We start from the raw sequence: 25218 nt of genomic DNA on the forward strand, positions 1-25218 counted from the left end.
ATTAGTTGTTTACTTGTTGATAGATTTTGTTTTGATTGCCAAGAATTTTGATGAATCCTTTTGCTTCTTCAGCGGTCCAGCCTTTATTCATTTCGCCATAACTACCAAACTTCGGATTCATTAAATCGTGTTTTGATACTATTCCCTCTAAAGTAAAATGATAAGGTTTTAGCGCTACCATTACATCGCCAGAAACTTTGTCTTGACTGCTTTGTAAAAAAGCTTCCATGTCTCTCATTACTGGGTCTAAGTATTGCCCTTCGTGTAAATGCATTCCGTAAAAACTGGCTAAATATTCTTTGTGTTGCAGTTGCCATTTTGTTAGTGTGTGCTTTTCCAATAAGTGATGCGCTTTAATTGTTATGAGTGCCGCAGCAGCTTCAAAACCTACCCTGCCCTTTATACCAACAATAGTATCGCCTACATGAATGTCTCTACCAATTGCATAAGCTGAGGCTAGCTTATTTAAGATTTCAATATTAACTTCAGGGGCGTTTTCTATTGAATTAACCGCAACCAACTCGCCCTTTAAGAAAGTAAGCTTTACTTTTTCTTCAGCTGTATTTTCTAGTTGCGATGGATAAGCTTCTTCGGGTAGTGGTTTATGGGAAGTTAGTGTTTCCTCGCCGCCAACACTAGTTCCCCATAGTCCTTTATTTACGGAGTATTTGGCTTTATCCCAATTCATATCTATTCCATTACTCTTTAAATAATCAATCTCTTCCTGTCTTGATAATTTTTGGTCTCTTATGGGAGTGATTATTTTAATGTTAGGTGCTAAGGTTTGGAAAATCATATCGAATCTTACTTGATCATTTCCTGCGCCTGTACTGCCGTGGGCAATATATTCGGCATCTATGCTTTTTGCATATTCAATAATCTCTATGGCTTGTATAATTCTTTCGGCACTTACAGATAATGGGTAAGTATTGTTTTTTAATACATTCCCAAATATTAAATACTTAACCACTTTTTGATAAAAGCTAGCAACGGCATCTATATTTTTATATGTTGAAACGCCCATTTTATAGGCATTAGCTTCAATTACAACAATTTCCTTTTGTGTGAAACCTCCAGTATTTACACTAACAGCATGAATATCATAACCTTGTTTTGCTAGGCTCACCGCGCAATATGAAGTATCTAAACCTCCACTATACGCTATTACTAATTTTTTTGAATTGCTCATTATTTTTTGTGTTTTAGAAGAAGGGTTTGTTTAATACTCTTTAATCTATTAAACACCTTCTCTTTTATTTTTTTTGGTTCGTTTAGATTTTTTGAATTTGGATCGTATAACATACCTGTGCACAAGCACATACTTTGTTTTGTGCGTTGCAGAACATCATAGTTTTTACAAGTTTGGCAGCCATTCCAGAATGATTGGTCTGTTGTTAGTTCTGAAAAAGTAACGGGCTTATATCCTAACTCACTATTTAGTTTCATAACAGCTAAGCCAGTAGTAATACTAAATACTTTAGCATCAGGAAATTTGCTTCGGGAGTGTTCAAATACTTTCTGCTTTATTTGTTTTGCCAAGCCTATGTTTCTAAAATCTGGATGAACTATTAATCCTGAGTTTGCAACAAACTTGCCGTGACTCCAAGCTTCTATATAGCAAAAGCCGGCGAATGTATCTCCTTCTAAAGCAATTACGGCGTTGCCGTTTTCCATTTTGGTGGTAATGTATTCTGGGGTGCGTTTTGCAATACCTGTACCTCTTACTTGAGCAGCTTCTTCTATGGTGCTGCAGATGATTTCCGCATAAATAATATGCGATTTATTAGCAATAACAATTTTCATTGCCTTGAGATTTAGTTAATAAATTTGAATTGTATGTCGATTGCGGATTGAAGAACTGGACGCACCGTAGTTCCCTAGAATAGTAGCCCTAACGGGCGGCGACGGGAAATAAAGAAAATAAATCTCTGGTTGCTAGGTTTAGCAACTAAAGTGAATGTAAGTATAGAATGAAATTTAAGCAATGGATAAAAATAAAAAATAGAATACTCGTTTTTGTTTTTCGAAGATTAACAAAAACGGCGGCGCCTACGCTCAGGTTGAGCGGACACTAGAGTATGTATTTTATATTTTTCTAAAATCATTAGGCAAACTTATAAAAAATCATTTAAATATAGATACTTAGAAGATGTATTTATTTGTAAAATGAGTATTTAATGTAATTATATTCATTTAGAAGCAGTGAACCAAAAATCAATTCCCGCCATAGTTTTTTGTTTATTTTGACCTTCTGTCCTTTCACCATTATTTTGTCCACCTCTACCTCCTCTTCCTCCAGAAGGTGATCCACCACCTCGCATATTTGATCCAGACCCTCTTGAACGATTGTCATCTTTTGGTTTACTATCCTTCATTTTACCGGTTTTTACACCTATTGCTAATTTTGAAAAGTCTTCTTTTGAATTTGTACTAATCCTATTCTTAGGAATTTTTATAAGATACTCCAATAGCCCATTTTCTTCATTGTAAGTATATGCTATGGAAACATTTAGTCCGTTTAAAAGTAGGTGAAACCGCTGTTGCGAATCGAAGTAATTATATTCTGCTTCTTTCGGTAGCTCGTTTTCTATAAGTTTGGCTATGTTCTGCTTAATCTTATTTTCTTCTTCCAAAGTTTGAAAACCACCGCTAGACTCTTCTTCTCTATTAAATTTTGGTTTTATAGGTTCAAGAGGGAATTTTATATATACATCTTCATTCTCTTTTCCTTTTACATCAAAAAACACTGTAACTCCTAAACGTAGCATAGCCATAATGATATCATTATCTGTTGTACTTACAGTAAGATGTAGATTTTCTTTATCCTGAACTACTTTGTACACTACATTTTCATTAGACACTATTGTTGTATCGGTTACAACTATAGTTACTGGATTTTTTGCGCTTACTGTATATAGCGTGCAAATTAATAGTAATAGTGTGGCTGTTTTTTTCATAATTAATTCATTTCTATAATACCAACAACTTCATACGCTCTAGTTCCATCTATTTGAACTTTTTCATATAGAATATTGGCGTATTCATAATAATTTTGACCGTCTATTGTTACTTTTTCATAATCTTCTGGAAGTTCATAGACAATGGTTCCTACCTCAGGATCTACCACTTCATATACATTATTTGTATAGACATAAAAAATACCTTGAACATTATAATAATCATAGGTATTATAGCGTACCCTTTTGTAATTAGTTGGTATCTGTTTTACTTTAAAGCCTACCTTGGGCGCAATTGGTATATAACGTCCTCTAGATTGCGTGTAATACTTATTATTAGCGTAATAATAGTTTTGGCCACTATATTTTACGACGGTTTTGTTTGGAACATTTCTAACGGAAACTACTTTTTTCTGCGGTGTTTTATAAGTTACTTTGGTACTCGATACCCTACTATTTATTGTATTTTTAGTAGTTGTTTTTGATGTTCTATCGGTTGTTTGTGTCGTTTTATTAATTGTGGCTGAACTTCTATTTGTTTGGGAAGTAACCTGTGCGGTAAATGCCATTTTAAATAATGATGGCAATACAAATGTTTTAATGAATGCTTTCATAATTTCTAAATTTTAATAATTGAAAACTCTTTTCGCTAAAAACAGAATACGTTTATTAGCATTGATAGTTTAAAAGTAATTCGATTATTATGGCGAAAAAATGAATATAGAAGATCTCCTAGATTGTATCTACAAATACCGTGATTTTATAGATTTGAAAAAATGTAGCTTAAGAATCAAGCGAATTATTATTTACAAACTCCAAGAATTTAGGTTTGTATTGTTCTGAGACTGTAATGCGCTGCTTATTGATTATGATTTGGCTACGCTCAATGGTTTCCACATTTTTTAAGGAAACAATAAAAGAACGATGTACACGCATAAAATGAGCTTCGGGAAGTTCTTCTTCTAATGACTTTAGGCTCATTAACGTTAAAATAGGTTTCGGATTATCCTTCAACCAAATTTTAATATAATCCTTAAGGCCTTCAAAATACAATACATCGGCTAGTTTAATACGCAATTGTTTGTATTCAGATTTTACAAATAGAAATTCTTTTTCTTGTACCTCCGCTAAAGCTTCGTTCGACACGCGGGCAGAAATGGTAGCTTGCTTCTTCCCTTTCGTCAATTCAAACCAAGTATGAGCTTTATTAGCTGCGGCAAGAAATTCAGCATAATCAAAAGGTTTTAAAAGATAATCTAAGGCTTCAACTTTAAAACCTTCTAAAGCATATTGATCAAAAGCTGTTGTGAAAATTACCCTCGTTTCTTTGGGAAGCATTTTTGAAAATTCAATCCCTGTTAAATCTGGCATTTGAATGTCTAGAAATAGTAAATCGACGGTTTCGGATTTTATAAACTCCATAGCTTCAATAGCGCTACTACACTTCTTTTTAAGCACCAAAAAAGGTGTTTTATTTACATAGCTTTCAACTAGATTTAATGCCATTGGCTCATCATCTACTATAACACAACTTATCTTTAGGTTACTCATAACTTATGTGGTTTCAATTTCTAAATGCGCTATATAACGATTGTCTTTTACTGTTGTTGTAAAGTTATTTTTGTTGGGGTATAATAACTCTAAACGTTTTTCAATATTAGGAAGTCCAATTCCAGAACCACTTTTATCATCCGTTTTTTTAGGAAAATTATCGTTTTCAATAGTAAATACAACGGTTTTTTTTACATAATTCATATTAATTTGAATCGTACTTTCCTTACTTGCTGAAATACCGTGTTTAAACGCGTTTTCTATTAAGGAAATAAATAATAGCGGTGCAATTTTAATACCTGTTTCTTCTGAAGGAAAATTATAATTTATCACCGTTTTATCTGAAACTCGCAACTTCATTAAGTCGATATACTTTTTCATGAAATCGATTTCTTTAGTTAAAGGGATTGTTTCAACATTGGTTTCATATAACATATAACGCATCAGTTTACTTAAACTATGGATAGAGGTTTTAGCTTGCTCTGGCGATATGTCAACCAATGCATAGATGTTGTTCAGCGAATTAAAAAAGAAGTGTGGCTGCAATTGATAATGTAAATGTTGTAATTCGGATTGCAACTTGATATTTGTTGCTTCTTTACGTTCAGCTTCAGTTTTAACCCATCGTTTAGTGGTTTTTATGGCTATTGAAAACAATAAAGGAGCCATATAAGACAGTGTTTGAATATATACAAATATCTTAAAAGCTGGTCTACCTCCTTCACTACTATTATTAGAACGGGTTTTTATTAGATCTTGAAAAAATGTATCTTCTAAATATTCTATGAAGAGCAAGAAAAAAACAATAATTACAGCGTTTATAATAATAAACTGAACCATTTTTTTAGGAAACAGAAACCGGTCTACTAATACAAAATAATTGAGGTAAAATATAATAGCCGAGAACACTAAAGGAATCCAAAAATGTGCAACCAGTCTAAAGATTTCCTGCTCTTGGTCGTATGATAGCAAATAAGGCATGCTAAATAGCATTAACCAAACTAGTATATGTGATAAGACGGTTATTTTTTTGTTTTTATGCATAAGTTTTATTCGTAACGCAAAGCGGTTATTGGATCCAAAGCAGATGCTTTTCTTGCCGGATACCATCCGAAGTATATACCGGTTACGGCACAGACCAAAAATGATATAACAATAGAATACAATGCTACACTTGTAGGCCAATTTAAGAATTTCTCAATAAATATCGTAGAAGTGAGTCCTAAAAGGACGCCTAAAGCACCACCAGTTACACTAATTAAAATAGCTTCAATTAAGAATTGCATTAAAATATCTGCTCCTTTTGCTCCAACAGCCATTCTTAAACCAATTTCTTTGGTACGTTCTTTTACAGAAACATACATGATATTCATAATTCCAATACCTCCAATTAATAACGAAATACTAGCAACTGCCACTAATAATAAAGTTAACATCTCGCTGGTAGAACTAAATGTAGAAATAAGCTCTTCCATAGACTGTACACTAAAATCGTCTTTAATTGGATTAGATATTTGATGTTGAATTCTCATAATTTCTGAGACTTCAGTAACAGCATTTGGCGCATCGTCTTCACTTATTGCCGAAGCCATAATTTGACTGATATAATCAATAGCCAAAATACGTTTTTGTACGGTTGTATATGGTGCAATAACCACATCATCTTGGTCTTGACCAAAGGTGTTTTCTCCTTTTACTTCTAATACACCAATCACTGTAAATGGAATATTATTAAAACGAATCATCTGTCCAATAGGATCTTGCCCATCAGGAAACACATTGTCCACGACCGTTTGCCCAATAAGTGCCACTTTAGAAGCCGTTTTTACTTCGGAATCTGTAAACATACTGCCGCTTTGCAAATCGACTACTTTAATTTTGAGATAATCTGGATTTACGCCATATATATTTGATGGCCAGTTGTTAGAACCATTTATAACTTGTCCTTTACCAGTAACCAATGGTGTTGCATAACTTATAAAGGTGGCTTGATCTTTAACGGCTTCATAATCTTTAAGGGTAAGTGTTTGCATCTCATCTGCACTTGCGCGAACACCACTACTTGAAGCAGAAGCAGGTCTAATAGTAATAATATTAGAGCCCATACTTGAAATGTTTTCGCGAATGCTTTCTTTAGAGCCTTCACCAATAGCGAGCATTGCAATTACCGATGCTACACCTATAATAATGCCCAACATTGTAAGTAGCGTCCTCATTTTATTAAGAACGATGGCTTTAAAAGCGATTTTAAATAAATTTAATAGTCTCATAATTAATCGTCTTGTTTAGGTAATTTTGCTAACTCTTCTTTTGCCGATTGTACATTTTCATTTTTGTAATCTTGAATGATATTTCCATCTTTTAAAACAATGGTTCTACTACTAAATGTTGCAATATCTTCTTCGTGCGTTACAAAAGCGATAGTAATACCTTGTTCGTTTAACTCTTGAAAAATGGACATAATTTCATAGGCAGTTCGTGTGTCCAAGTTTCCTGTTGCTTCATCGGCAAGTAACATAACAGGATTATTAACTAATGACCGTGCAATGGCAACACGTTGTTGTTGCCCTCCAGAAAGTTGTGAAGGTGTATGGTCTAATCTTTCGCCCAAGCCTACTTTTTGCAAAGCTTCAATAGCACGTTTTCTGCGTTCTTCTGTGGAAACTTTACTATTATATAATAGCGGTAATTCTACATTTTCGATAGCAGATGTTCTTGCCAATAAATTATAGGATTGAAAAATAAATCCGATTTTTTCATTACGTATGGTTGCTAACTGATTTTTAGTAAGGTCTTTAACCTTAACACCATCAATTTCAAAGTTGCCAGATGTAGGTTGGTCTAAACAACCCAAAATATTCAACATCGTACTTTTTCCAGAACCTGAAGAACCCATAATGGTTACAAACTCGCCTTCTTTTATTTCAAACGAAATACCTTTTAACGCGCGTACCGTTTCGGATCCCATGGTAAATTCACGTTTTAAATCTTCTATTTTTATAATTGCTTTGCTCATCTTTTTATTATTTTCTTCCTCCACCTCTTGTTGTTGTTGGCATAAATGGACTTTCGCTTTTATCTGTTGTTTTTGTTTCAGAAGCACTTACGCCTTCTAAACTGTACACTAATTTATCACCTTCAGAAATTCCTTCTAAAATCTGAACGTTAACGCCATCACTTGCTCCTAAAGTGACTTTTTGAGATTTTATTTCTCCAGTACTACTGTAAACCCAAACAACGCTACCATTCTCTTTATTTGTTGATGAATTATCTGTTGATCTTTCATTAGATCTTTCATTTGATCTTTCATTAGACGCTTCAACTTTTATATTTTGTTGGTCGTTATACGCCGCAAGCTCTAGTCGTGTTGGCTTAAAATTAATGGCTTTGGCTTCAGCTGTTAACACATCTTTTAATTCTAAAGTGTAAATAGAAATTATAGCTGTTAAACCTGGTTTTAATTTTAAATCTGGGTTATCTGCTTTAATTACTACCGTATAAGTAACCACGTTGGAAGTTACCGTTGGATTTAATCGTACTTGTGTAACAACACCGTCAAATTCTTCTCCTAAATAAGCATCAACGGTAAAGCTAACACGTTGTCCTTCTTTAACTTGCCCAATATCAGCTTCATCAACATCTGCTTCTACCTGCATTTCTTTTAAATCTTTTGCAATGGTAAACAGTGTTGGGGTGCTTAAACTTGCCGCAACAGTTTGTCCTTCGTCAATAGCTCTCGATAATACCACACCATCAATTGGCGAATAAATATCGGCATAACTTAAATTGGTTCTCGCCTTTTGTAAATCAGACAAACGTTGAGTCACTGTGCTTTTTGCAGTTTCGTAATTGAAGTTTGCATCATCAAAATCAGACTTGCTAATCACTTGACTGTCATATAAGGTTTTTTGACGGTCGTAAATGGTTTTGGTGTAGTTCTTTTGATTTACAGCATTATCATAAACAGCTTGCGCCTGCGATAGTGTCGCTAACAGATTGGTTTTGTCTAATTCGGCAATTAATTGCCCTTCTTTAACTACACTATTGTAATCTACATATATTTTCTCTACAACACCAGAAACTTGTGTACCAACATCTACTTGGTTTGTTGGTTCAATGGTTCCTGTTGCTGTTACCATTGTGGTAACATTCGCTTTTTTAGCAATCACTGTTTTGGCTTCTATGATAACAGCAGTGTTATTATTAGCAAAGCTGTAAACTACGATAGCGAGTATGACTACTATGATGCTTCCTATTATTAATTTCTTGTTTTTCATGGTATTGTTGATTAAAGTTTAATGTCGTTTCCTTGATAAAATTGTAATAATTGATGGTATAAAATATTTAAGTATTTGGCTTGCAAATAATTTTGTTGTGCGTTGGTAAATGTGTTTTGGCTTATCACTAAATCTGTGGTACTTAAAGCGCCCAATTCATATCTCTTTTTTGCAAGTTGAAAGGATTGTTCTGCTGCTTCTTTTGAAGCTTCTGCCGCAATAACCTGCTCTTGTGTAGATAGCGCATTTTGGTAAGCGGTTTCTACTTTTCTATAGATTTCTTTTTCAGAATTTTGCTTCTGTATTTCAGCTTTTTCAATATTTATAGTCGCTGTTTTTACAGCTGCTTTGGTCTGGTTTCTATTAAAGATTGGAATGCTTAACGACAGTCCTATTTTTTGATTGAAATTGACATTGAACTGATCTGTAAATGTGTTGTCATTAATACTTGTATAGCCAGTTCCCATACTTCCAATTAGAGATAAGGTTGGTAAATATGCGCCTTTCGCGATGTCCAGTTCCTTTTCGTTGACGGCGATATTCAAGGAACTCGCTTTCATCTCTGGCAGATAGCTTAAGGCATTATTATAAATCGTCATTTTGTTAAGTTCCAAGTTGATTAAATCCATATTTTCATCAATGGTTTCAACCTCCATCTCTTGTGTAGGAGGCAATTCCAGCAATTGTTTTAGTGCAATGATGTTTTGTTGGTAATTGTTTTTTGCAGCAATTACATTGTACTTATTGGTAGCTGCTTGACTTTGCGCTTCAGTGTAATCGTTCAGTGCAATTTCTCCTGCATCCAAACGAGCTTTGGCACGCAATACTTCTTTTTCTGAAGCTGAAAGATTGTTTTCGGCGATGCCAATACTTTCTTTACTAAATAGGCTTTGCAAATAGGTTTCTAAAATGCTGACAACAATGTCGTTCTTGGCTATTTCTTCGATATAAGAACTTTGTTCCAAAAGTAATTCACGTTGTTTTATATCGTTGTTGATTTGATTGCCTTGAAACAAGGTCATCGAACTATTGATGCCAACATTGGTGCTATAGATTTGGTCTGAAACAAAAGCACTTGTAATTGGGTCAATAGAATTTCCGTTAGAAAAATTTTGAGAAGCACTACCAAATAAGTTAGGCAGTCTGGAAGATTTTGCTTTATCATAATTTACTTCTGCAATATTGGTATTTAAAGAAGCATCCTTAACGGTAATGTTGTTTTCTAAAGCGTAGGTAATACTTTCTTCTAATGACCATATTTTTGGCGAACTTTCTGAAGCATCTTGTGCGAACGAAAATTGCACAAATAAGAAACTTGCTATAATTAGGAATGGTTTCATTTTATGAGTGTTTTAGATTAACACTCCAAAGGTGAAACTATATACTACCTTATTAAACTGTAATAGATGTTTGAGGGAATTGCCTATATAAAAGACGTTATTTTATCGATGAGAATTTTTCGTTTTTAGCTGATATGTTTCATTACACCACTATAGACTTAATTTCACAAAAAAAGGAACCATCTTTTATTGATGGTCCCTTTTAATTTTTTTTTTGCAATAACAGAGGTTATTGTAGCTATGATTTACTCAGTTTTCAACGTTTTGATATCTGTAACCAATTGCGCAATCGAAGCTCTATTTAAACCATTATAAATTCCTCTAATATGCTTGTTTTTATCAATAAGCAAAAAGTTTTCGGTATGTAGAAAATCGTCTATACTTTTTGTAACTCCTAAATCATTTTCAACAAAATATTGATTTCTGCCCAGTGAATAAATTTCATTTTTATCACCAGTTACAAGATGCCACTTATTAGCTATCGCGTCGTGGTTTTCAGCATACTCTTTTAAAACCGCTACCGTATCTGTAGATGGCATTACCGAATGTGAAAGCAGAAGTACGTCATCATCCTCTTTAAATTCATCTTGTAACTGAATCATACTTTCTGCCAACTGCGGACAAATACCGGGACAAATTGTAAAAAAGAAATCAGTAACATAAATTTTATCTTCAAAAGTTTTTTGAGTAACCGTATCGCCTAATTGATTGATCAATTTGAAATCTGGTATTTTATGAAAACTCTTTTCTTCTGGAGAACCTGGAGTTAACCAATTTGGCGTAAACGATTCATCGTTATAATAGGGTAAGTGATCCACTCTGCTGGTTTCAACAGTTATGATATCTTCCTTTTTTTGCTCATTTTTACAGCTCGTACTTAAAAATACCAGCATTAAAATTAAAAAAGAGCTATATTTTTTTATCTTTAATAACAACTTCATTTTTTAGTTTATAACATGAATTAGCTTTTCGCATTCCAAAAATGCGTCCGTTTTTGGCTTCATAATTTACATATAAAGTTCCGTTTTGTAGCCAGGCTTTCTGCAATCCCTGCTCTTGTCCATCAACAAGTTGGCGCTGTTTAGCTATTTGTCCTGTGGGGTACCATTCTTCTTCAACACCTTGTTTTATACCGTCTTTATAGTTGGATTGCGCAGATAGGACGCCATTATCCCACCAAGTTTTATAAACGCTATCTAAGCGGTTATGTTTATAATAAGATTCTACACGAAGCATTCCTTTTTCTGACCATTGTCTAGCAATCCCTTCTCTTTTACCATTAACAAAACCAATTCTTTCCGCTAAAGTATCGTTCGGATAAAGCCTAACAGAATAACCAGAAAAAGGTATGTTTTTGTAGTACCATCTTCCTTCTATTTGGTTTAAAATCAACTCTTTTTTTAATACCTCAACATCTTCAATAACCAATGCTTCTTCAGTAGCAGCAGTTATTTCAGCTTCCTTATTATTACAATTAGTAAATAGGAAAAACGCAAGAGGTATTAAAAGAAGTGGTTTCATAAAAATTTTGGTTCTATCTCAAATGTTATGGAGATAATTTGATATTAATGTTTAAAGACTGACATAAGACTGTATGACATAAGACGTAAGACTAAAAAAATATAAAAATGAGCCGATTATTAGTCCTATGTCTTACGTCCTTTCATCTTACGTCCAATTTAGAAAAACTAAATTTCCTTCCTAACAAATAATGGTAATACCACGATATTAATACCCTTGGTAAGGTCCAGAAAATGCTAAGTAAGAACCTGTATTAGAATATAATTCATCGATAATATGGTAATGGTATTCTTCTTCGCCTAAAGTATATTGCGTAGTAGTTGTGTGGCCACCTGAGGCATCCAAGTCGGTTGGATAAGTACCTGTGGCGTTACATTTTCTTCCGTATAAAAATACGCCGTCAAGCAAGATTCCAGCTAATTTGTCATCATCATCTGTAAAAGCTTTTGGCTCTAAATGATAATGGTATACGCCTGGGCCAATGTGTGCTCCAGTCCAATCTAAACTTGCAGCTGCCTGATCTAAAGGCCCACCACCTTCCTGATCGTTAAAAATTGAAGCACCACTTACGGCAATTCCAATAGTATTTAATTGAGTAGCCACCGTAGCGCCAGTTAAATTAGGAGTAGCATCCACAGTTATAGTCGTTGCATTATTGTTGCTGGACATAATGGATGGGGTTACTTGAACATCGGGCTCTTCTCTATATAATGGATGGCCCTCTCCCCAATACACTGTTTCGTGATTTGGCAATCCTGTAGTTTCTATAACCACCTTAGTTCCATCTAAATAAATTGTGGTTGCTTCTGAATTAAATGCCGCAAAGGCTGCGTGTAATACTGTTACAACTTCTTCGTCTTCTACTTCTTCTGTGGTTGAATCATCGCTTGAACAAGCCATAAAAGCAGAAGTTGCGATTGTTGCTAAGGCGAAAATTTTAAGTGAATTTTTCATAGTTTTTATTTTGAATTATTAAATATGTGTAAAGGTTTTGTTTTAGGTTCATTTGCCGAAAAACCAGACCCCGCCGAAACGAAATGGTTGTTAATCGATAATGGTTTTGCTAGTTTCATAATTTTATATTTTTCTATATAGCATCAAATGTAAGCACCATATAAACACCAAAATTTTCTATTCAACGGATACCCATAATATTTCAGTGAATTAAGGGTTTTGTTCAGTAAGTTGAAATTAACGAACTTCTAAAAGCCGCATTTTTCGGCGTTTAAAGATGTTTATTATTAAAAACCCAATCCCTATAATACCTAATAATGAAGCCACCATTATTGAAGAAAATAGATTTGCGTTTTGTTCCACTACTTGCGTAAACTCATTATTATTTACTTGCAGAGCCACGAAATAATCATTCGTATTATTTAAGATAAAATGCTTTTTTTCGAAACCATCTTTTAATAATACTACAGCACCCTGACTATGGTGTATATCTTTAAATGAAGTGTTTTTAATTTCTACCGAATGTATTGAAGTTGGAATTCCAGTTACTTCAAAAACAACGTTGGTTTCGTGCCCTAGTTTTACAAGCCCTTTACTAAATGTTACGGCTTCTTCTCCATTGAAGTTTATTTTAAGATTGTTCTTTATGTGTTCTAGTACCATTTGCTGAAACTCTTCCGGAGTTTTATACGGTGTTTCAGAAAAATGGGTTCGTATTTCTTGCTGAAATGCCGTTAATGAGGCACTTATTTGCAACACCCAAACATTATTTTCTTTCTCAACCAACATTGTGGTTGAAACATCGGGATTATGCGCAAAACTTGCCATAGAAAACAATCCAGCTAGTATTAAAGTGATAAATTTTTTCATAATTTCTATTATTTAGTTTACGTAAGCGCCTTTTAAACCATTTATAAAATTGTTGTTTCCTGCTTTATCTACGTGATAATGGTATCCGCGAGTTTCATCGGAATGGCCACGTAATTCATCCAAATCTGTGGCTGAATTTCCGGCTGCATCTTCTAATTCATATATTCCCAGACCGTCTAATGCATAGCCTATCAAGGCTGCGTGTCCATCTGTTTGAGCTACTTGGGTGCCAAATCCTGTTGCGGCGTGATAGTGATAACCTTGATGTACATTAATGTGTCCACCAGCATCATCAACAGGGGCTAATGTGTAAGCAGCAAGAATCATATCTGTAGGCGCTGGTGCGGAAAATTCTATACCATTAAGCGCTATACCACGCGTTGATGGAGCATCACTTCCTGGGCCACCTGGACCTCCTGGGCCTGTTGCAAAAAGCACGGAATTGCTTTGAAGCACAGGTGTTATAGGTATTAAAAAGGTTTGCGTTAAATCTGTTATATATGCAGGTAAGCATTCTACACAAAAGTTTTCATATTCTTCGCCCACGTCTGGATTTGCAGCGTTTATACAATCTTCTTCGGTTTCGGTAACATACACATCTCCATTGGCATCATACATTAACCAATTATTGTCGTTATAAAAAGTTGCCATATTTGCAATGAAAGCTCCATCTACATCATATACTTCTCCGCCTTCCATCCATAGACCACCAGCTTCCGCACTATCGGTTATGTTTTGTGGACACCAAGGCCCCATTTGGTGATCTGAAGGTGTGCTGCTCGTAACAATTTGATAGCATTCAGTAACTGTACCATCAGATAGTGTACAAGGAACTGTAGTTATTGTTACAGAACCTGATGTGAAATTGCTTTTTTCAACATTTACAACCATTCCTAAATCAGTTTCTGTTTCAGCGGCGGTATCATCGCTTGAACAGGAATTACAACTTAGCAATCCCATAGAAAGGATGGCTAACCCTACAAAAGATAATTTTGAAATTTTCAATTTAGTAATAGGTAAATATTTGTTTTTGAATTCGTGAAACATAGTTTTCATAATTTTAATATTTAGTGAATATTATTTGCGTTTTATCTAATAACTTTTTTCAGCTTGAAGTTGAATTAACTCCTTATTTCTGGCTTCAATTTAATAGCTAATGATTCTGTTTTTTTACGAAGTTTTTTCGCTAGCGTTAATTGAATTTCAGTTTGTAATAATCTGTCAATAACACTGTTTTGATATTCTCTGCTATTCAGTAATTCGGCATAATTTGATTGTTGTCCGAATGTTTTAATTTGAGAGTATTTTATATTCTTTTCTGGAAGCATATCTATCAACGAAATGTGTTTTTCGATAACTGGCTGCAAGCGATTGGCTACGATATTCTTAATCTTCATTTCTTGATTTTTGAATACGCTTATTTCATTTGGATAGCTAGCAATTAATTCTTTCAAAGTCTCATTTTCTAGAAATTCAAATTTGTTTGTATTGTTAATCGAATTCAGCGCATCGTCTCTCAAATTGGAATCGCTAAATTTTACCTCCACAATTATATCCTTTGCTTCCTGTGTTAATTGGTCTGGCTGTAATCCAACAGAGTGAAGAGAGCTTTGCATTGCTAGCACACTAGTGTCGTATCTAACAATGGCACTGTCTAAAACATTAAGGTTTGTACGTAACTCTTCGTATAGACTCTCATATATTTTTACCTCAACTATTCTGTTCTTTCTAATTTCGTTTAGATTGCTGATCTTCCACGCAATTAATATCCCGATCGTAATTAGTAGAATTTCACCAAATGCATACAAGAGGTAATTTTTAACCTTCCCTGAATCAACTAATTTTCTTCTAATGTTTCTGAATAGCCTCATCGCGTATGGTTTTGTGCTTTCGTTTTAAATTTTTGGTTAAAAAAAAGCTTCGCAAGGAACTACGAAGCTTTCATTAACACTGCTAATTAACCAACCAAAATTATTATCTATTCTTTTTTCGCTCTCTTGCTTCTGGTTTCGGAGCTTTTTTAAATTCCGCTTCTGAAATAAAGCCGTCTTCATCTGTATCAATCTTACTAAAGCTATCTTTCAAAGGACCTTTTACTTCATCCTTAGCAAGTTTACCGTCGTCATTTGCGTCCATCTTTTCCATCAGTTCGCTAAATGTTGGCGGTTTTTGTTGTTTATCTCCTTTTGACTGTGCGTTTGAAAGTGTAATTCCGAAGCACATTACTACTGCTGTAAAAACTATCTTTTTCATAATATATTTGTTTTAAATTCATACTTATGACCTCAAAGGTAGAGCATAGATTCTTGCAAAAAATGGGTTTTAAGCGAACTAGCCCTGCTATTCAGTCAGTGGATGTTTATAGTCTGTTAAGGTCTTACGGAGCTATTAAAACATAGGGTTATTTCATTAAAATCCCGTGATCGCTTTCGTGTAATCAGCAATGAAACCGCTATTCTTGATTGCTTATTGAGTGACAAAAAAAAACTCCGCGAAACAAATCGCGGAGCTTTCATCAACCATTATTGATATCAAAAAAGAGATTAGGGATTAATCTTTAAGTATCTTAATAACGGCACTATTATTTACGGAAACAAAATAAGTTCCTTTTGCGAAATTTGAAAAATCTACTTGTATTGTTGACGAGTCATTATAGGTTTCTGAAAACAACAATTGTCCTGTAACTGCAACCACTTTTACTGAGGTAATACCGCCATCAGAATTGGCTATATTTAAGATGGATTTTGTTGGATTTGGGAAATAATTCAAATACTGTTCGGTATCAAAAGAATTAACAGCTAAAATGGATTCATTATCTTCTCCAAAAGTTGGTCGCTTAATAACGAAGTCGCCAGTACCGTTTGGTATTCTTGAATAGCTCAAATCTGTTTCCTGTTGGCCAAATTCAATATTCTCGATAATGGTTCCATCTGCATAAGATAGAATAGCACTTTCACCGCCAGCAGAGAATTTTATATCTGCGTGTAATCCATCTTGATCTAAATCTTTATCGCACCAAACTATTAAATAACTATTGGGAGCTAAAGTAAGTCCATCAGGAAATTCCCACTGTAATAAATCTGATGGATCGTCAGATAAATATAAGCCATCAAGGCTTAAAGTTGTATTTGTGTTATTGTAAAGTTCTATCCAATCTTCGTATTCTCCATCTTGATCTGTTATAATTGTTTCATTATCGGCCATTAATTCATTTATCACTAAATCGCCAACAGATAATGGAATATATGATGCGTTAAGCGTATAATATTCGTGTTGTGCCCGTGCTGGTGAAAATGCGCCTATGTTCGTATTTTCTGCGTAAACGTAGTAATGTGTGTAGTCATTGGTTATCGTTAAATCTATTCCGTAAACATTATCACCCGCCGCGCCATCGTTATGGACACCGTCATCAAACATTTCAATTTTTGTGAAGGGTGCATTTTCGTCTGTTCTATAACCAAAAAACACTGCATTTCTATTAATTACAGTAGCAGTAAATGTAACAGCATCGCCAACTTCGGGGTCATTGCTTGAAGGAGTTACGTTCGAAATTGTAGGCTGAGTAACCGTAAAATCTGATAATGCAGACAAGTAGCTTCCGCGTGCGTTCATTAAGTTAGCGATACCTGGTGCGGTATTCTGTCCAAGATTATAATCTGTATTAATATTCCCAACAAATTGTGCGTAGGTGTAAAACTTATTATTGTCTGCTTGTACTGCAGCAGAAATAAGGTTTTGGTAGTCATTAGCCAAAGTTAAGTAATTTGAATTGGTAATATTTTCCGTTAAAATAGTTTTATAATGGGCCAAGTACATTTTTTTATAACGTGGAACTGCCAATAATTTTGAAATCAATGGAAATTGAGAACTGTTCAAATGCAACAAATGGCTCACTTGCGCTTTTTGTGTTGTTGAATTTAACGGTGGGCCTTCGCCAGTCATGCTAAAAACACCCATAGACATGTTTAAATCCCAAACCACGGAATTGAATACGCCAGCATCGGATTTATACAGGTAATAGTTTTGTTTAAACTCGCCAATATAGCTGTCTAAATTCACCATAACATTATCAAACGCTAGCATCCACAAAGCTCTGTCAACATCAAGAACAGTCTCAATGTTTGTAACATCGTTGTTAAGGATGTTTGTTAATTCAATTAACTCATCCCAATCGTCGGTACCATCAGATTTAATTTCATAAGCATCCTCATAGCTGCTGCTGTTAGTTCCTAAATATTCCAAGTTAGGATAAGCATTCGATCCTGGACCAGCTCCATCTGGAGGGCTACAGCTAAAAAAAGCATTTGTTTTGGAACCAAACCTGTTGTCCACAAATGTTTTGGTAATTGCCTCGGTATTTGTGTACAAACCAATCAATGTTCCGTTTACATACACGTTAGTGTAATTTGCTTTTGGCGCATCCATATACTGCCCAGCAATATTGTATGAAATCGTTTCACGAACAAATGACGGATCAAAAATTACGTTTGCCAACTTGATATCTTTATAACCTTGGTAATCCTGATCTATATAAGTATCCAATTCTATATGAAAAGGATTCTTGGTATAATTGGGGTTATAAGAACTATTCCCTTTATATTTCACGCCTACTGTTTCAAAAAGTTCTCCGTTAATGGTAACAGATTCAGCTTGGGTGTAATTATTATCGCCTGCCATTTCAATATCTAAAAGCTCATCCCAGTTAGATTGTGCAAACACAATTTCAATAGTCTGTATGGTGTTGATATCATAAAAATCTTGCGAAAATGATTTCTCACTTGCTACAATGGTCAAAAGCACACTTAAAGCAAGTGTCCATAATTGGTTTATTTTAAGTCTTTTTAGCTTCATGTTTCTTTATTATTAATTGAATTTCTGTAGCAAAGGTGCCATTATCGACTTTATTGATTTTATGTTTTAAGCGAAACGGTCAAAGTTTTAAGCGAATGCCCTTTTGGTGAAGGTCAATCGTACTTATCTCCCCTCCCAAAACAGGTTAAATTGAAACAGAATGAAAAAATTTGTGTTTTATTTGTGGAATGAAAATTAGATTTCACATTATAGTCCAAATATTATTATGGGCTTTGGTATGGTTTATAATGAGCCTAAACCAACAGAATACCGCCCAATTTCTAATTAGAAATTCAAGTGCCTTTGGATTCCAAATTTTTGCAATATTAGCGGCATCCTACTTTGTAGCACCAAAATTATTATTTAAAAAGAAGTATGTAATTTTTCTATTTGTTTCAATAGCGTTTATAGTTGTGAGTGCCTATCTCTCTTCTGAATTAGCTATGAAACCACCCCGACGAATAGGACCTCCTGGCCCCAATGGATTTACTCCGCCTTCAGCTTTTTTAATTCAATTGCTACTAATTTCTGTTAGTTATATTTTAAGTGTATTGGCAGAAACCTTTCTCTTTGCACAAAAGAAGGAAGAAGCCATCGCTAAACAGGCAGCGGCACTTGCGGAAAGTGAACTTAAATTTCTGAAAATGCAGATTAATCCACATTTTCTATTTAATTCTCTGAATAATATTTATGCGCTTTCAATTTCAAATTCAGAAAAAACGCCAGAGAGCATACATTCACTTTCAGAAATGTTGCGTTACGTAATATATGACTGTGAAAGACCGAAAGTGCCAATAGAAAATGAAATACATTATATTGAAAACTTCATCGAATTATTTAAATTACGTAGTAGTAAAACTTTTAATATTTCATTCATAAATGATGTTGCAAACACTTCAATAGCGGTTGCTCCTATGCTTTTTATTATCTTTATTGAAAATGCTTTTAAACACAGCGGAATTGAAAAAAGAGGCGAATCTTTTGTAGCTATTAAATTACAATCTGTAAACAATAAAGTGATTTTTAGTGTTGAAAATAGTTTGCCGAAAGAAAAGATCAGTAAAGATAAAAGCAGTGGTATTGGATTGCAAAATGCTAAAAAGCGTTTAGAGATAAGTTATCCAAACCAGCATGATTTAGATATTGAAAATGGCGCTACTTTTAAGGTCCTTTTAAAACTTTACCCAGATGCATAAAATAAAATGTGTAGTTGTAGATGATGAAGAATTGGCCAGAGAGCTAATAAAAACCTATATCCAAAAAGTAGATTTTTTGGAATGTGTTGCAACCTTTGAAAACCCACTAGAAGCACTAACGCTATTAAAGTCTTCTAAGATTGACCTGTTGTTTTTGGATATACAGATGCCCGATATAAAAGGCACTGAATTTGCCGAACTCATAAATACAACGGACACGCGCATCATTTTTACAACAGCTTATTCGGAATACGCCTTAAAAGGATTTGAACTAAACGCCCTAGATTATTTGGTGAAACCTATAGCCTTCAAAAGATTTTTGAGTGCAGTAGAAAGATTCCCGAAACAAGAAGGAAGTGAAGAAAATTTCATTGTTATAAAATCTGGCTACGACCTTCATAAGGTGCTGTATCAAGATATTATTTATATAGAAAGTGATAGTGAATATGTAAATTATCATCTTGAAAGTGGGAAGAAAATAATGGCAAACCAATCACTGGGAAAGTTGGAATCCTTATTGCCAAATACATTTTTAAGAGTTCACAGATCTTATATTGTGAATAAAGAAAAAGTAACAGGTTTAAAAAATAGAGAGCTTTTACTTACAGACGAAAAAATTCCTGTGAGCGACAGTTATTATAACGCTGTTAAAAAAGATTTGTTCAATAATTAATTGGCAATTTTACTTTTCGATCATAAATATTGACAAGCAATAATAATTTTCACACTTATAAGAAAGTTATCAATAAAGTAATATCTTAGACATAGATTCCCAAATCATACTCCCCCATGAAGTCTGAGATTGAAAAGCTTAATTCGGTATGGATAAATTCGCAACAAACTGCTACACAGAATACCCAACTGCCAAAAATAAAGTTTGAAGATATAATCAGTTCCCTTATTAGCACTGGTCCTTTTTACTATTACATAGCAGATTTTTTTGATATGTCGCTCTCCAATGTAAGTCCGTCTATTGCTGAAATTCACGGTTTAGATCCAGAAACGGTAAGCTTTTTTGATATTTTGGATACCATTCACCCAGACGATATGGAATTTGTTGCCAATGCGGAAAAGACAAATCTCGAATTTCTTTATGGCACTTTGGGAGTAGACAAACTTTTAAGTTACAAATCTAGTTTTTCATTTAGAAGTAGGATGAAAGATGGCCAATATGCCATGTTAAACCACCAAGCACTTATACTGACCTTGGACGAGAACGGGAATTTCGGAAAATCGCTAAATATACATACCCGCATAGACCATCTTACCAAAATAAATACCAACCAAGTTTCGCTGATTGGGTTAAATGGGCTGCCTTCGTTTATGAACATTCAAGTAATTAATGGCATAGACGAATCTGTAAAATATACCAAACGAGAAATTGATATTCTTAAACTGCTTTCAGACGGACAAAGCAATGCTGAGATTGCCGAAAAATTATTCATTAGCCCACTTACGGTAAAAAAACACCGCAACAATATCCTTAAAAAAACAGATTGCAAAAACACTGCCCAATTAATTAAACAGAGTATTTTACAGGGATTGATTTAATCTGAAAAAATACTCCCTTTGGTGTATTGCTCACGACTTATTAATTGAATTTATTTGAAAAAATTCTATTAAATTTATAAGTGTTTAGTCATCAATTAACTCCTACGATTTATGAAAGCTTTAAGCAGTAAACTTTTCATATTTTTCACAATCGCATTAGTAAGCACTACCCTATTCGCCCAAAAAGATAACAGCCTTCTTGGAAGGTGGCAATTGCAGAAAATCTCCTTCAAAAATACTACAGTCGACGCTGGAACTAATAAAGAATTGGTACTTGCCATTTTTAACAAAGCCCTTTATAAACAGCTTACAGCAGCGCAACGATTATCGTTGGAAGCGCTAGAGGAAAGCAAGGCGGAAGCTGAATCACTACTTTATAAATATTTCCAAACTTCAATTGAATTTAAGGCCAAAGGTGCTTTTTACAACAGCTCATCACTTCCAGATAAATCTCTTTCCGGTGAATTTCTTAAAAACAAAAAGAAATTGCTGTTAGAGTGGGAAACGGCTGATAAAAATAAATTCAAAATTTTAAAGAACACATCGGATACGCTTGTTTTAAAAGATACTGAATTGAATATTTCGTACCATTATTTAAAAGTGTAATAATGAAGAAATATCTTCCCCATATCTTAACTTTTTGGGTTTTCACAAGCTCTGCCCAGCAGACAGAAAATTTGCAGCAATCTATTAACTATATACAGGACTACTATTCCTCCTTTACAACTGGCTACGATTTTAATGGCAGTTATGTTGCGGTTTCAAAAAATTACAAGACAACCTTTTCAGACTCCATCTTTACCCAAAGTTATGATACGGTTGACGCAGACAAAAAGTCTACAAATAATACTGTAGCCATTAACCTAAAAAATGTGCTACGTATTGAGCCCTACGGTACAGATGTGGTAGAAGTTTTGGGCAATGATCCGCTGATACTTCCCGTGTGCGGCAAATTAGCCTTTATAACGAACACTGAAATTTTTGAAATTAATATTTATTACGAAGTAGATGCCAATGTTGAAGACTCGGAAATCTACAAATCCTTTAACCAATTAATTAAAACCTATAAAAACTGATACTCATGAAAAAAAACAAAATCGCGCTATTGGTAGTTTTCCTCCTTATAGCAACCCTGGCTAAAGCCCAAAATGGAAATTCTTCAAATAGCTTTCCTCCTATTCAAAAATATATGGATAAAATTAAATTTGCAGATAATTATACAGAGCCCACCAAAGTTTCGCAAACGCTTACTGCCACAACATATGTTGTTACTTTAGAATCTGTTGATATGAAATGGAAAGAAACCTATTCTGGCATCGATTGGAGCGATTTTTCGCAATATAGATATAACGAATTTAAAGACTATTTCGTGGTCGAATTCTATTTTTATGAAGATATAGCCTACAAAATGGATGATGAGGAATTTGGTATTACAAATGAAGAAGTAGATTCTTTTAAATGTAAATTTTTGCCAGAAGATAAAGATAAAGTTTTGGAAGTTTTGGAAGTCTGGGAAGATAATCGCTAGGATTAAAAGAGGAAGATTCAGTGCTAATAAATACCTATAATTAAGGATATGAAAACAAAACTAACCGTTGTAATTATAGCGCTTTTTTGCAGCATACAGGTAAATTCACAAACAAGGCAGGAAGTTTTTGGCAGTATCCAAAAATTGGTAAGCAAAACCGAAGGCCAAAAAGTAAAGTCCAACAATGTATTCGCAAAAAAAGACGATAAGCTGGGCAAACAGGTATTTAATGAAAAAGTGATAAGTGTAAATAAAATACCCGAGGGAAAAAGCAGTTATGAATGGGTATACCGCGCAACCGAAATTTCGTGGAATGATTTTTTTGATTATTTAGTCTATACCGAATTCAACAATGACAAGCTTCAGGTTGTAAGGCTCAATTTCAATAAATCTTTTAAGAAAGAACACTTTACAAACGATAATGACAGCGATACTTCGCCATCAACTTCTGATTATTTCGAGTTTTATGTTTTAACCAGCGACGAAGATGAACTTATCCAATTGTTGAAGCGCCTTGAAAGTTTAAAGGAAAAGAAACCAGAATCTGAATTCAATAAAGAGATTGCAAAATTCAGTAAAGAACAAACCATTTCCTGGTTAACCGAAAAATTAAAGAAAAATATTGCTGGCGATAGTTATACTAGGGGTTTAACTCTTGTAGATATAGACGCTTGCAAGCTAGTTTTCGATTATTCAAATATGGTTGGGAGAAAATATCGGGAAATTATACCTACCGATATAGCGTCTATCAATAAATACAGTCAATTTACGTACAATGATGATGTCTGTATTTCAAAATCGTACGCATTTGGAATTATTCAGCATGAGGATGAAATAACCTATAAGAACATATCTTTTTTGAATATCGATACCACCGATGAAGATTTAGTATCAAACATAAACTTCGCCATGAAGCATTTGGCGGGGTTTTGCAATGGGACGCATTCCGCTAAAAATACAGTATCCACAGCCACTAATAGCAGCTCTAAAAAAAATGAAGATCAGAATGTTAATCATGTTTTCGATTTAATTGATGTTGACTCTGCATTAGCATTTTATAATGCAATGAATAAAGACACAAATTCATTTTTTGTTGGCAATACTAAATATTCCATTGAAAATGCTACCGATTTCGCGAATTTCCTAAACAAAAACTGCTATGCAGCACTTCATTGGCAGGGAAACGACCATTATCAATTTGATGAAGTTGGAAAAACGGATTTCAGTAAAAAATCTATAGAATTCACCGTTAAAAATGACCGGCTTCATTTAAAATCAAACATTCCCTTAAATGGAAATTGCGATTACGGATTGAAGGAATTTCCAGTGGTTGACAGCAATAGTTCTGAAACTCGCGAAACAACGGAAACAAAATATTACTATTTCACCTTGAATTTTGAATACGAGTGTAAGGGCGTAAATTATAAGTATCTAACTATATTTATAGAAGATAAAACATTGAGTTCTTACGCTAAAATAAAGGAGTTATTTACTACTTATAGCAAGGGCTAATTTCAATTCGGCATTTAAATTTTTAGTTACAAAATGAAAATAATTGCGTTTGAGCAATCTTTCAAAATAAATCCTGATAAAATAATAGTACTTTTTTAATGACCCACACAAACCGCTTTCAAGACGAAAATCTCACGCTAAACGATTTCTATAAGGAAACTTGGGTAGTTTGTCCATCCTGTGAAAAAAAGGCTTTAGCCAAAGCAGATTTCGAAAGTAACACCGTTCGCATATTCTGTGTACAATGCGGTTATAATAAGGAAACTTCAACCGCTTTAGTGCCAAACGGAACAATCAAAATGGCAGCCCATCACTACTTTAATGCGGAACTTTGGCTTCAAGCCAATTTTAAGAATGAAGTTTTTTGGGCTTTAAATGGTGCGCATTTGGAGTATTTGGAACGCTACATTAGCGCTAGCTTACGGGAACACAAGAACAGAACCCATTTTACCCTTTTAGAAAAACTTCCAAAATTTTACCACGAAGCAAAAAACAGGGAAGATCTATTGAAAATTATTTCAAAACTTAAGAATAAATGAATTTTTCCAAAGAAGAAAAAAAATTCTGGCAACGCCATTTTCGAATCGAAAAACTGGAAGATATCCCAAAAGAATGGGGCACTTTTAAAAGAATAGATTCGGAAGAAGATGATGAATTTTTCTATTTTCTTAGCTTACGTGTTACTTCCATTTTAGAAATTCATCTAAAGCAAACCCGCATTACTGATGAAGCTATTAAGCATATCAGCAAATTTCAAAATTTAGAAACCCTTTATTTAAGAAGCCACGAAACTATCACCAAAGAAAGTATACCGTATTTCAATACAATGGAATCTTTAGAAAGTTTAAACATCACAAAAACAGCTATTACCTTATCGCATTTATGCGAAACATTAAACAATCAAAGTCTTAAAGAGGTTTTTTTAGATTCAGAAGAAAATGAAGAAAACATAGACGAAAAGGCCATTATTCTAAAAGAACGCATGCCAAATTGCGACATTTATTTAGATTCAAATTTTACAACAGACGTCTTTGGCAATCCAGAAAAACCAATATTTTAAATAGTTCGAATTCTACAAAGGATTTAAAGCCATTGGAATAGAAAGTTGAA

General features: G+C 34.0%; 27 protein-coding genes. 9 read left to right on the plus strand and 18 right to left on the minus strand.

What is annotated here, in order from left to right; translation table 11 throughout:
• Nucleotide 1: 1 nt before the first annotated feature.
• The 18 genes from AC3RVF_RS06635 to AC3RVF_RS06720 all read right to left on the minus strand — a co-directional run bounded on the left by AC3RVF_RS06635 (nt 2) and on the right by AC3RVF_RS06720 (nt 18321).
• On the minus strand, nt 2-1189 hold the full coding sequence (locus AC3RVF_RS06635; RefSeq protein WP_489693038.1) for an argininosuccinate synthase: 1188 nt from the start codon (nt 1187-1189) through the stop codon (nt 2-4).
• Nucleotides 1189-1803, minus strand: coding sequence for a GNAT family N-acetyltransferase (locus tag AC3RVF_RS06640; RefSeq protein ID WP_489693039.1), 615 nt, complete (start codon nt 1801-1803; stop codon nt 1189-1191). The genes AC3RVF_RS06635 and AC3RVF_RS06640 overlap by 1 nt, the downstream gene beginning before the upstream one ends.
• Before the next feature lie 386 nt (nt 1804-2189).
• Nucleotides 2190-2957 (minus strand): hypothetical protein, encoded by a 768-nt coding sequence (locus tag AC3RVF_RS06645; protein ID WP_489693040.1) that lies wholly within the window; start codon nt 2955-2957, stop codon nt 2190-2192.
• Nucleotides 2958-2959: 2 nt separating this feature from the next.
• Nucleotides 2960-3571, minus strand: coding sequence for a DUF6515 family protein (locus AC3RVF_RS06650; RefSeq protein ID WP_489693041.1), 612 nt, complete (start codon nt 3569-3571; stop codon nt 2960-2962).
• Between the two features lie 169 nt (nt 3572-3740).
• The gene (locus AC3RVF_RS06655; RefSeq protein ID WP_489693042.1) at nt 3741-4508 is read right to left on the minus strand and encodes a LytR/AlgR family response regulator transcription factor; all 768 of its coding nucleotides are present in this window, start codon (nt 4506-4508) and stop codon (nt 3741-3743) included.
• Between the two features lie 3 nt (nt 4509-4511).
• Nucleotides 4512-5552, minus strand: a complete 1041-nt coding sequence (locus tag AC3RVF_RS06660) for a sensor histidine kinase (RefSeq protein ID WP_489693043.1) — start codon at nt 5550-5552, stop codon at nt 4512-4514.
• 5 nt (nt 5553-5557) lie between these two features.
• Nucleotides 5558-6778, minus strand: a complete 1221-nt coding sequence (locus tag AC3RVF_RS06665) for an ABC transporter permease (RefSeq protein ID WP_489693044.1) — start codon at nt 6776-6778, stop codon at nt 5558-5560.
• Nucleotides 6779-6780: 2 nt separating this feature from the next.
• Nucleotides 6781-7524, minus strand: coding sequence for an ABC transporter ATP-binding protein (locus tag AC3RVF_RS06670; RefSeq protein ID WP_489693045.1), 744 nt, complete (start codon nt 7522-7524; stop codon nt 6781-6783).
• A gap of 7 nt (nt 7525-7531) precedes the next feature.
• Nucleotides 7532-8785 (minus strand): efflux RND transporter periplasmic adaptor subunit, encoded by a 1254-nt coding sequence (locus AC3RVF_RS06675; RefSeq protein WP_489693046.1) that lies wholly within the window; start codon nt 8783-8785, stop codon nt 7532-7534.
• An 11-nt stretch (nt 8786-8796) separates the two neighbouring features.
• Nucleotides 8797-10125 carry a TolC family protein gene (locus AC3RVF_RS06680; RefSeq protein ID WP_489693047.1) on the minus strand — a complete coding sequence of 443 codons (1329 nt, stop codon included), beginning with the start codon at nt 10123-10125 and terminating at the stop codon, nt 8797-8799.
• Nucleotides 10126-10370: 245 nt separating this feature from the next.
• The gene (locus AC3RVF_RS06685) at nt 10371-11066 is read right to left on the minus strand and encodes an SCO family protein (protein ID WP_489693048.1); all 696 of its coding nucleotides are present in this window, start codon (nt 11064-11066) and stop codon (nt 10371-10373) included.
• Nucleotides 11035-11646, minus strand: a complete 612-nt coding sequence (locus tag AC3RVF_RS06690; RefSeq protein WP_489693049.1) for a toxin-antitoxin system YwqK family antitoxin — start codon at nt 11644-11646, stop codon at nt 11035-11037. Before AC3RVF_RS06690 ends, AC3RVF_RS06685 begins: the two co-directional genes overlap by 32 nt.
• A 207-nt stretch (nt 11647-11853) precedes the next feature.
• Complete coding sequence (locus tag AC3RVF_RS06695) at nt 11854-12600, minus strand: YHYH protein (protein WP_489693050.1); 747 nt, start codon at nt 12598-12600, stop codon at nt 11854-11856.
• 237 nt (nt 12601-12837) lie between these two features.
• Nucleotides 12838-13470 carry a DUF6702 family protein gene (locus AC3RVF_RS06700; RefSeq protein ID WP_489689711.1) on the minus strand — a complete coding sequence of 211 codons (633 nt, stop codon included), beginning with the start codon at nt 13468-13470 and terminating at the stop codon, nt 12838-12840.
• Between the two features lie 12 nt (nt 13471-13482).
• On the minus strand, nt 13483-14526 hold the full coding sequence (locus tag AC3RVF_RS06705; protein ID WP_489689710.1) for a YHYH protein: 1044 nt from the start codon (nt 14524-14526) through the stop codon (nt 13483-13485).
• 65 nt (nt 14527-14591) lie between these two features.
• Entirely contained in the window at nt 14592-15341 is a 750-nt protein-coding gene (locus AC3RVF_RS06710) for a hypothetical protein (RefSeq protein ID WP_489689709.1), read from the minus strand.
• Between the two features lie 103 nt (nt 15342-15444).
• Nucleotides 15445-15723, minus strand: coding sequence for an EF-hand domain-containing protein (locus AC3RVF_RS06715; RefSeq protein ID WP_489689708.1), 279 nt, complete (start codon nt 15721-15723; stop codon nt 15445-15447).
• Between the two features lie 297 nt (nt 15724-16020).
• Nucleotides 16021-18321 (minus strand): CotH kinase family protein, encoded by a 2301-nt coding sequence (locus AC3RVF_RS06720; RefSeq protein ID WP_489693051.1) that lies wholly within the window; start codon nt 18319-18321, stop codon nt 16021-16023.
• A gap of 188 nt (nt 18322-18509) precedes the next feature.
• On the opposite strand from AC3RVF_RS06720, the gene AC3RVF_RS06725 reads away from it, so the two are divergent.
• The 9 genes from AC3RVF_RS06725 to AC3RVF_RS06765 all read left to right on the plus strand — a co-directional run bounded on the left by AC3RVF_RS06725 (nt 18510) and on the right by AC3RVF_RS06765 (nt 25168).
• Entirely contained in the window at nt 18510-19517 is a 1008-nt protein-coding gene (locus AC3RVF_RS06725) for a sensor histidine kinase (protein WP_489693052.1), read from the plus strand.
• On the plus strand, nt 19510-20190 hold the full coding sequence (locus tag AC3RVF_RS06730; protein WP_489689705.1) for a LytR/AlgR family response regulator transcription factor: 681 nt from the start codon (nt 19510-19512) through the stop codon (nt 20188-20190). Before AC3RVF_RS06725 ends, AC3RVF_RS06730 begins: the two co-directional genes overlap by 8 nt.
• Before the next feature lie 116 nt (nt 20191-20306).
• Nucleotides 20307-21068 (plus strand): LuxR C-terminal-related transcriptional regulator, encoded by a 762-nt coding sequence (locus AC3RVF_RS06735; RefSeq protein ID WP_489693053.1) that lies wholly within the window; start codon nt 20307-20309, stop codon nt 21066-21068.
• A 111-nt stretch (nt 21069-21179) separates the two neighbouring features.
• Nucleotides 21180-21674 (plus strand): hypothetical protein, encoded by a 495-nt coding sequence (locus AC3RVF_RS06740; RefSeq protein WP_489693054.1) that lies wholly within the window; start codon nt 21180-21182, stop codon nt 21672-21674.
• Between the two features lie 2 nt (nt 21675-21676).
• The gene (locus tag AC3RVF_RS06745) at nt 21677-22144 is read left to right on the plus strand and encodes a hypothetical protein (RefSeq protein ID WP_489693055.1); all 468 of its coding nucleotides are present in this window, start codon (nt 21677-21679) and stop codon (nt 22142-22144) included.
• Between the two features lie 5 nt (nt 22145-22149).
• Nucleotides 22150-22596 carry a hypothetical protein gene (locus AC3RVF_RS06750; RefSeq protein WP_489689701.1) on the plus strand — a complete coding sequence of 149 codons (447 nt, stop codon included), beginning with the start codon at nt 22150-22152 and terminating at the stop codon, nt 22594-22596.
• 48 nt (nt 22597-22644) lie between these two features.
• Nucleotides 22645-24108, plus strand: a complete 1464-nt coding sequence (locus tag AC3RVF_RS06755; protein ID WP_489693056.1) for a hypothetical protein — start codon at nt 22645-22647, stop codon at nt 24106-24108.
• A gap of 98 nt (nt 24109-24206) precedes the next feature.
• The gene (locus AC3RVF_RS06760; RefSeq protein WP_489693057.1) at nt 24207-24647 is read left to right on the plus strand and encodes a hypothetical protein; all 441 of its coding nucleotides are present in this window, start codon (nt 24207-24209) and stop codon (nt 24645-24647) included.
• Nucleotides 24644-25168 (plus strand): hypothetical protein, encoded by a 525-nt coding sequence (locus tag AC3RVF_RS06765; protein WP_489693058.1) that lies wholly within the window; start codon nt 24644-24646, stop codon nt 25166-25168. The genes AC3RVF_RS06760 and AC3RVF_RS06765 overlap by 4 nt, the downstream gene beginning before the upstream one ends.
• Nucleotides 25169-25218 lie beyond the last annotated feature (50 nt).

It is taken from the genome of Aequorivita sp. IT1183, from assembly GCF_058068265.1.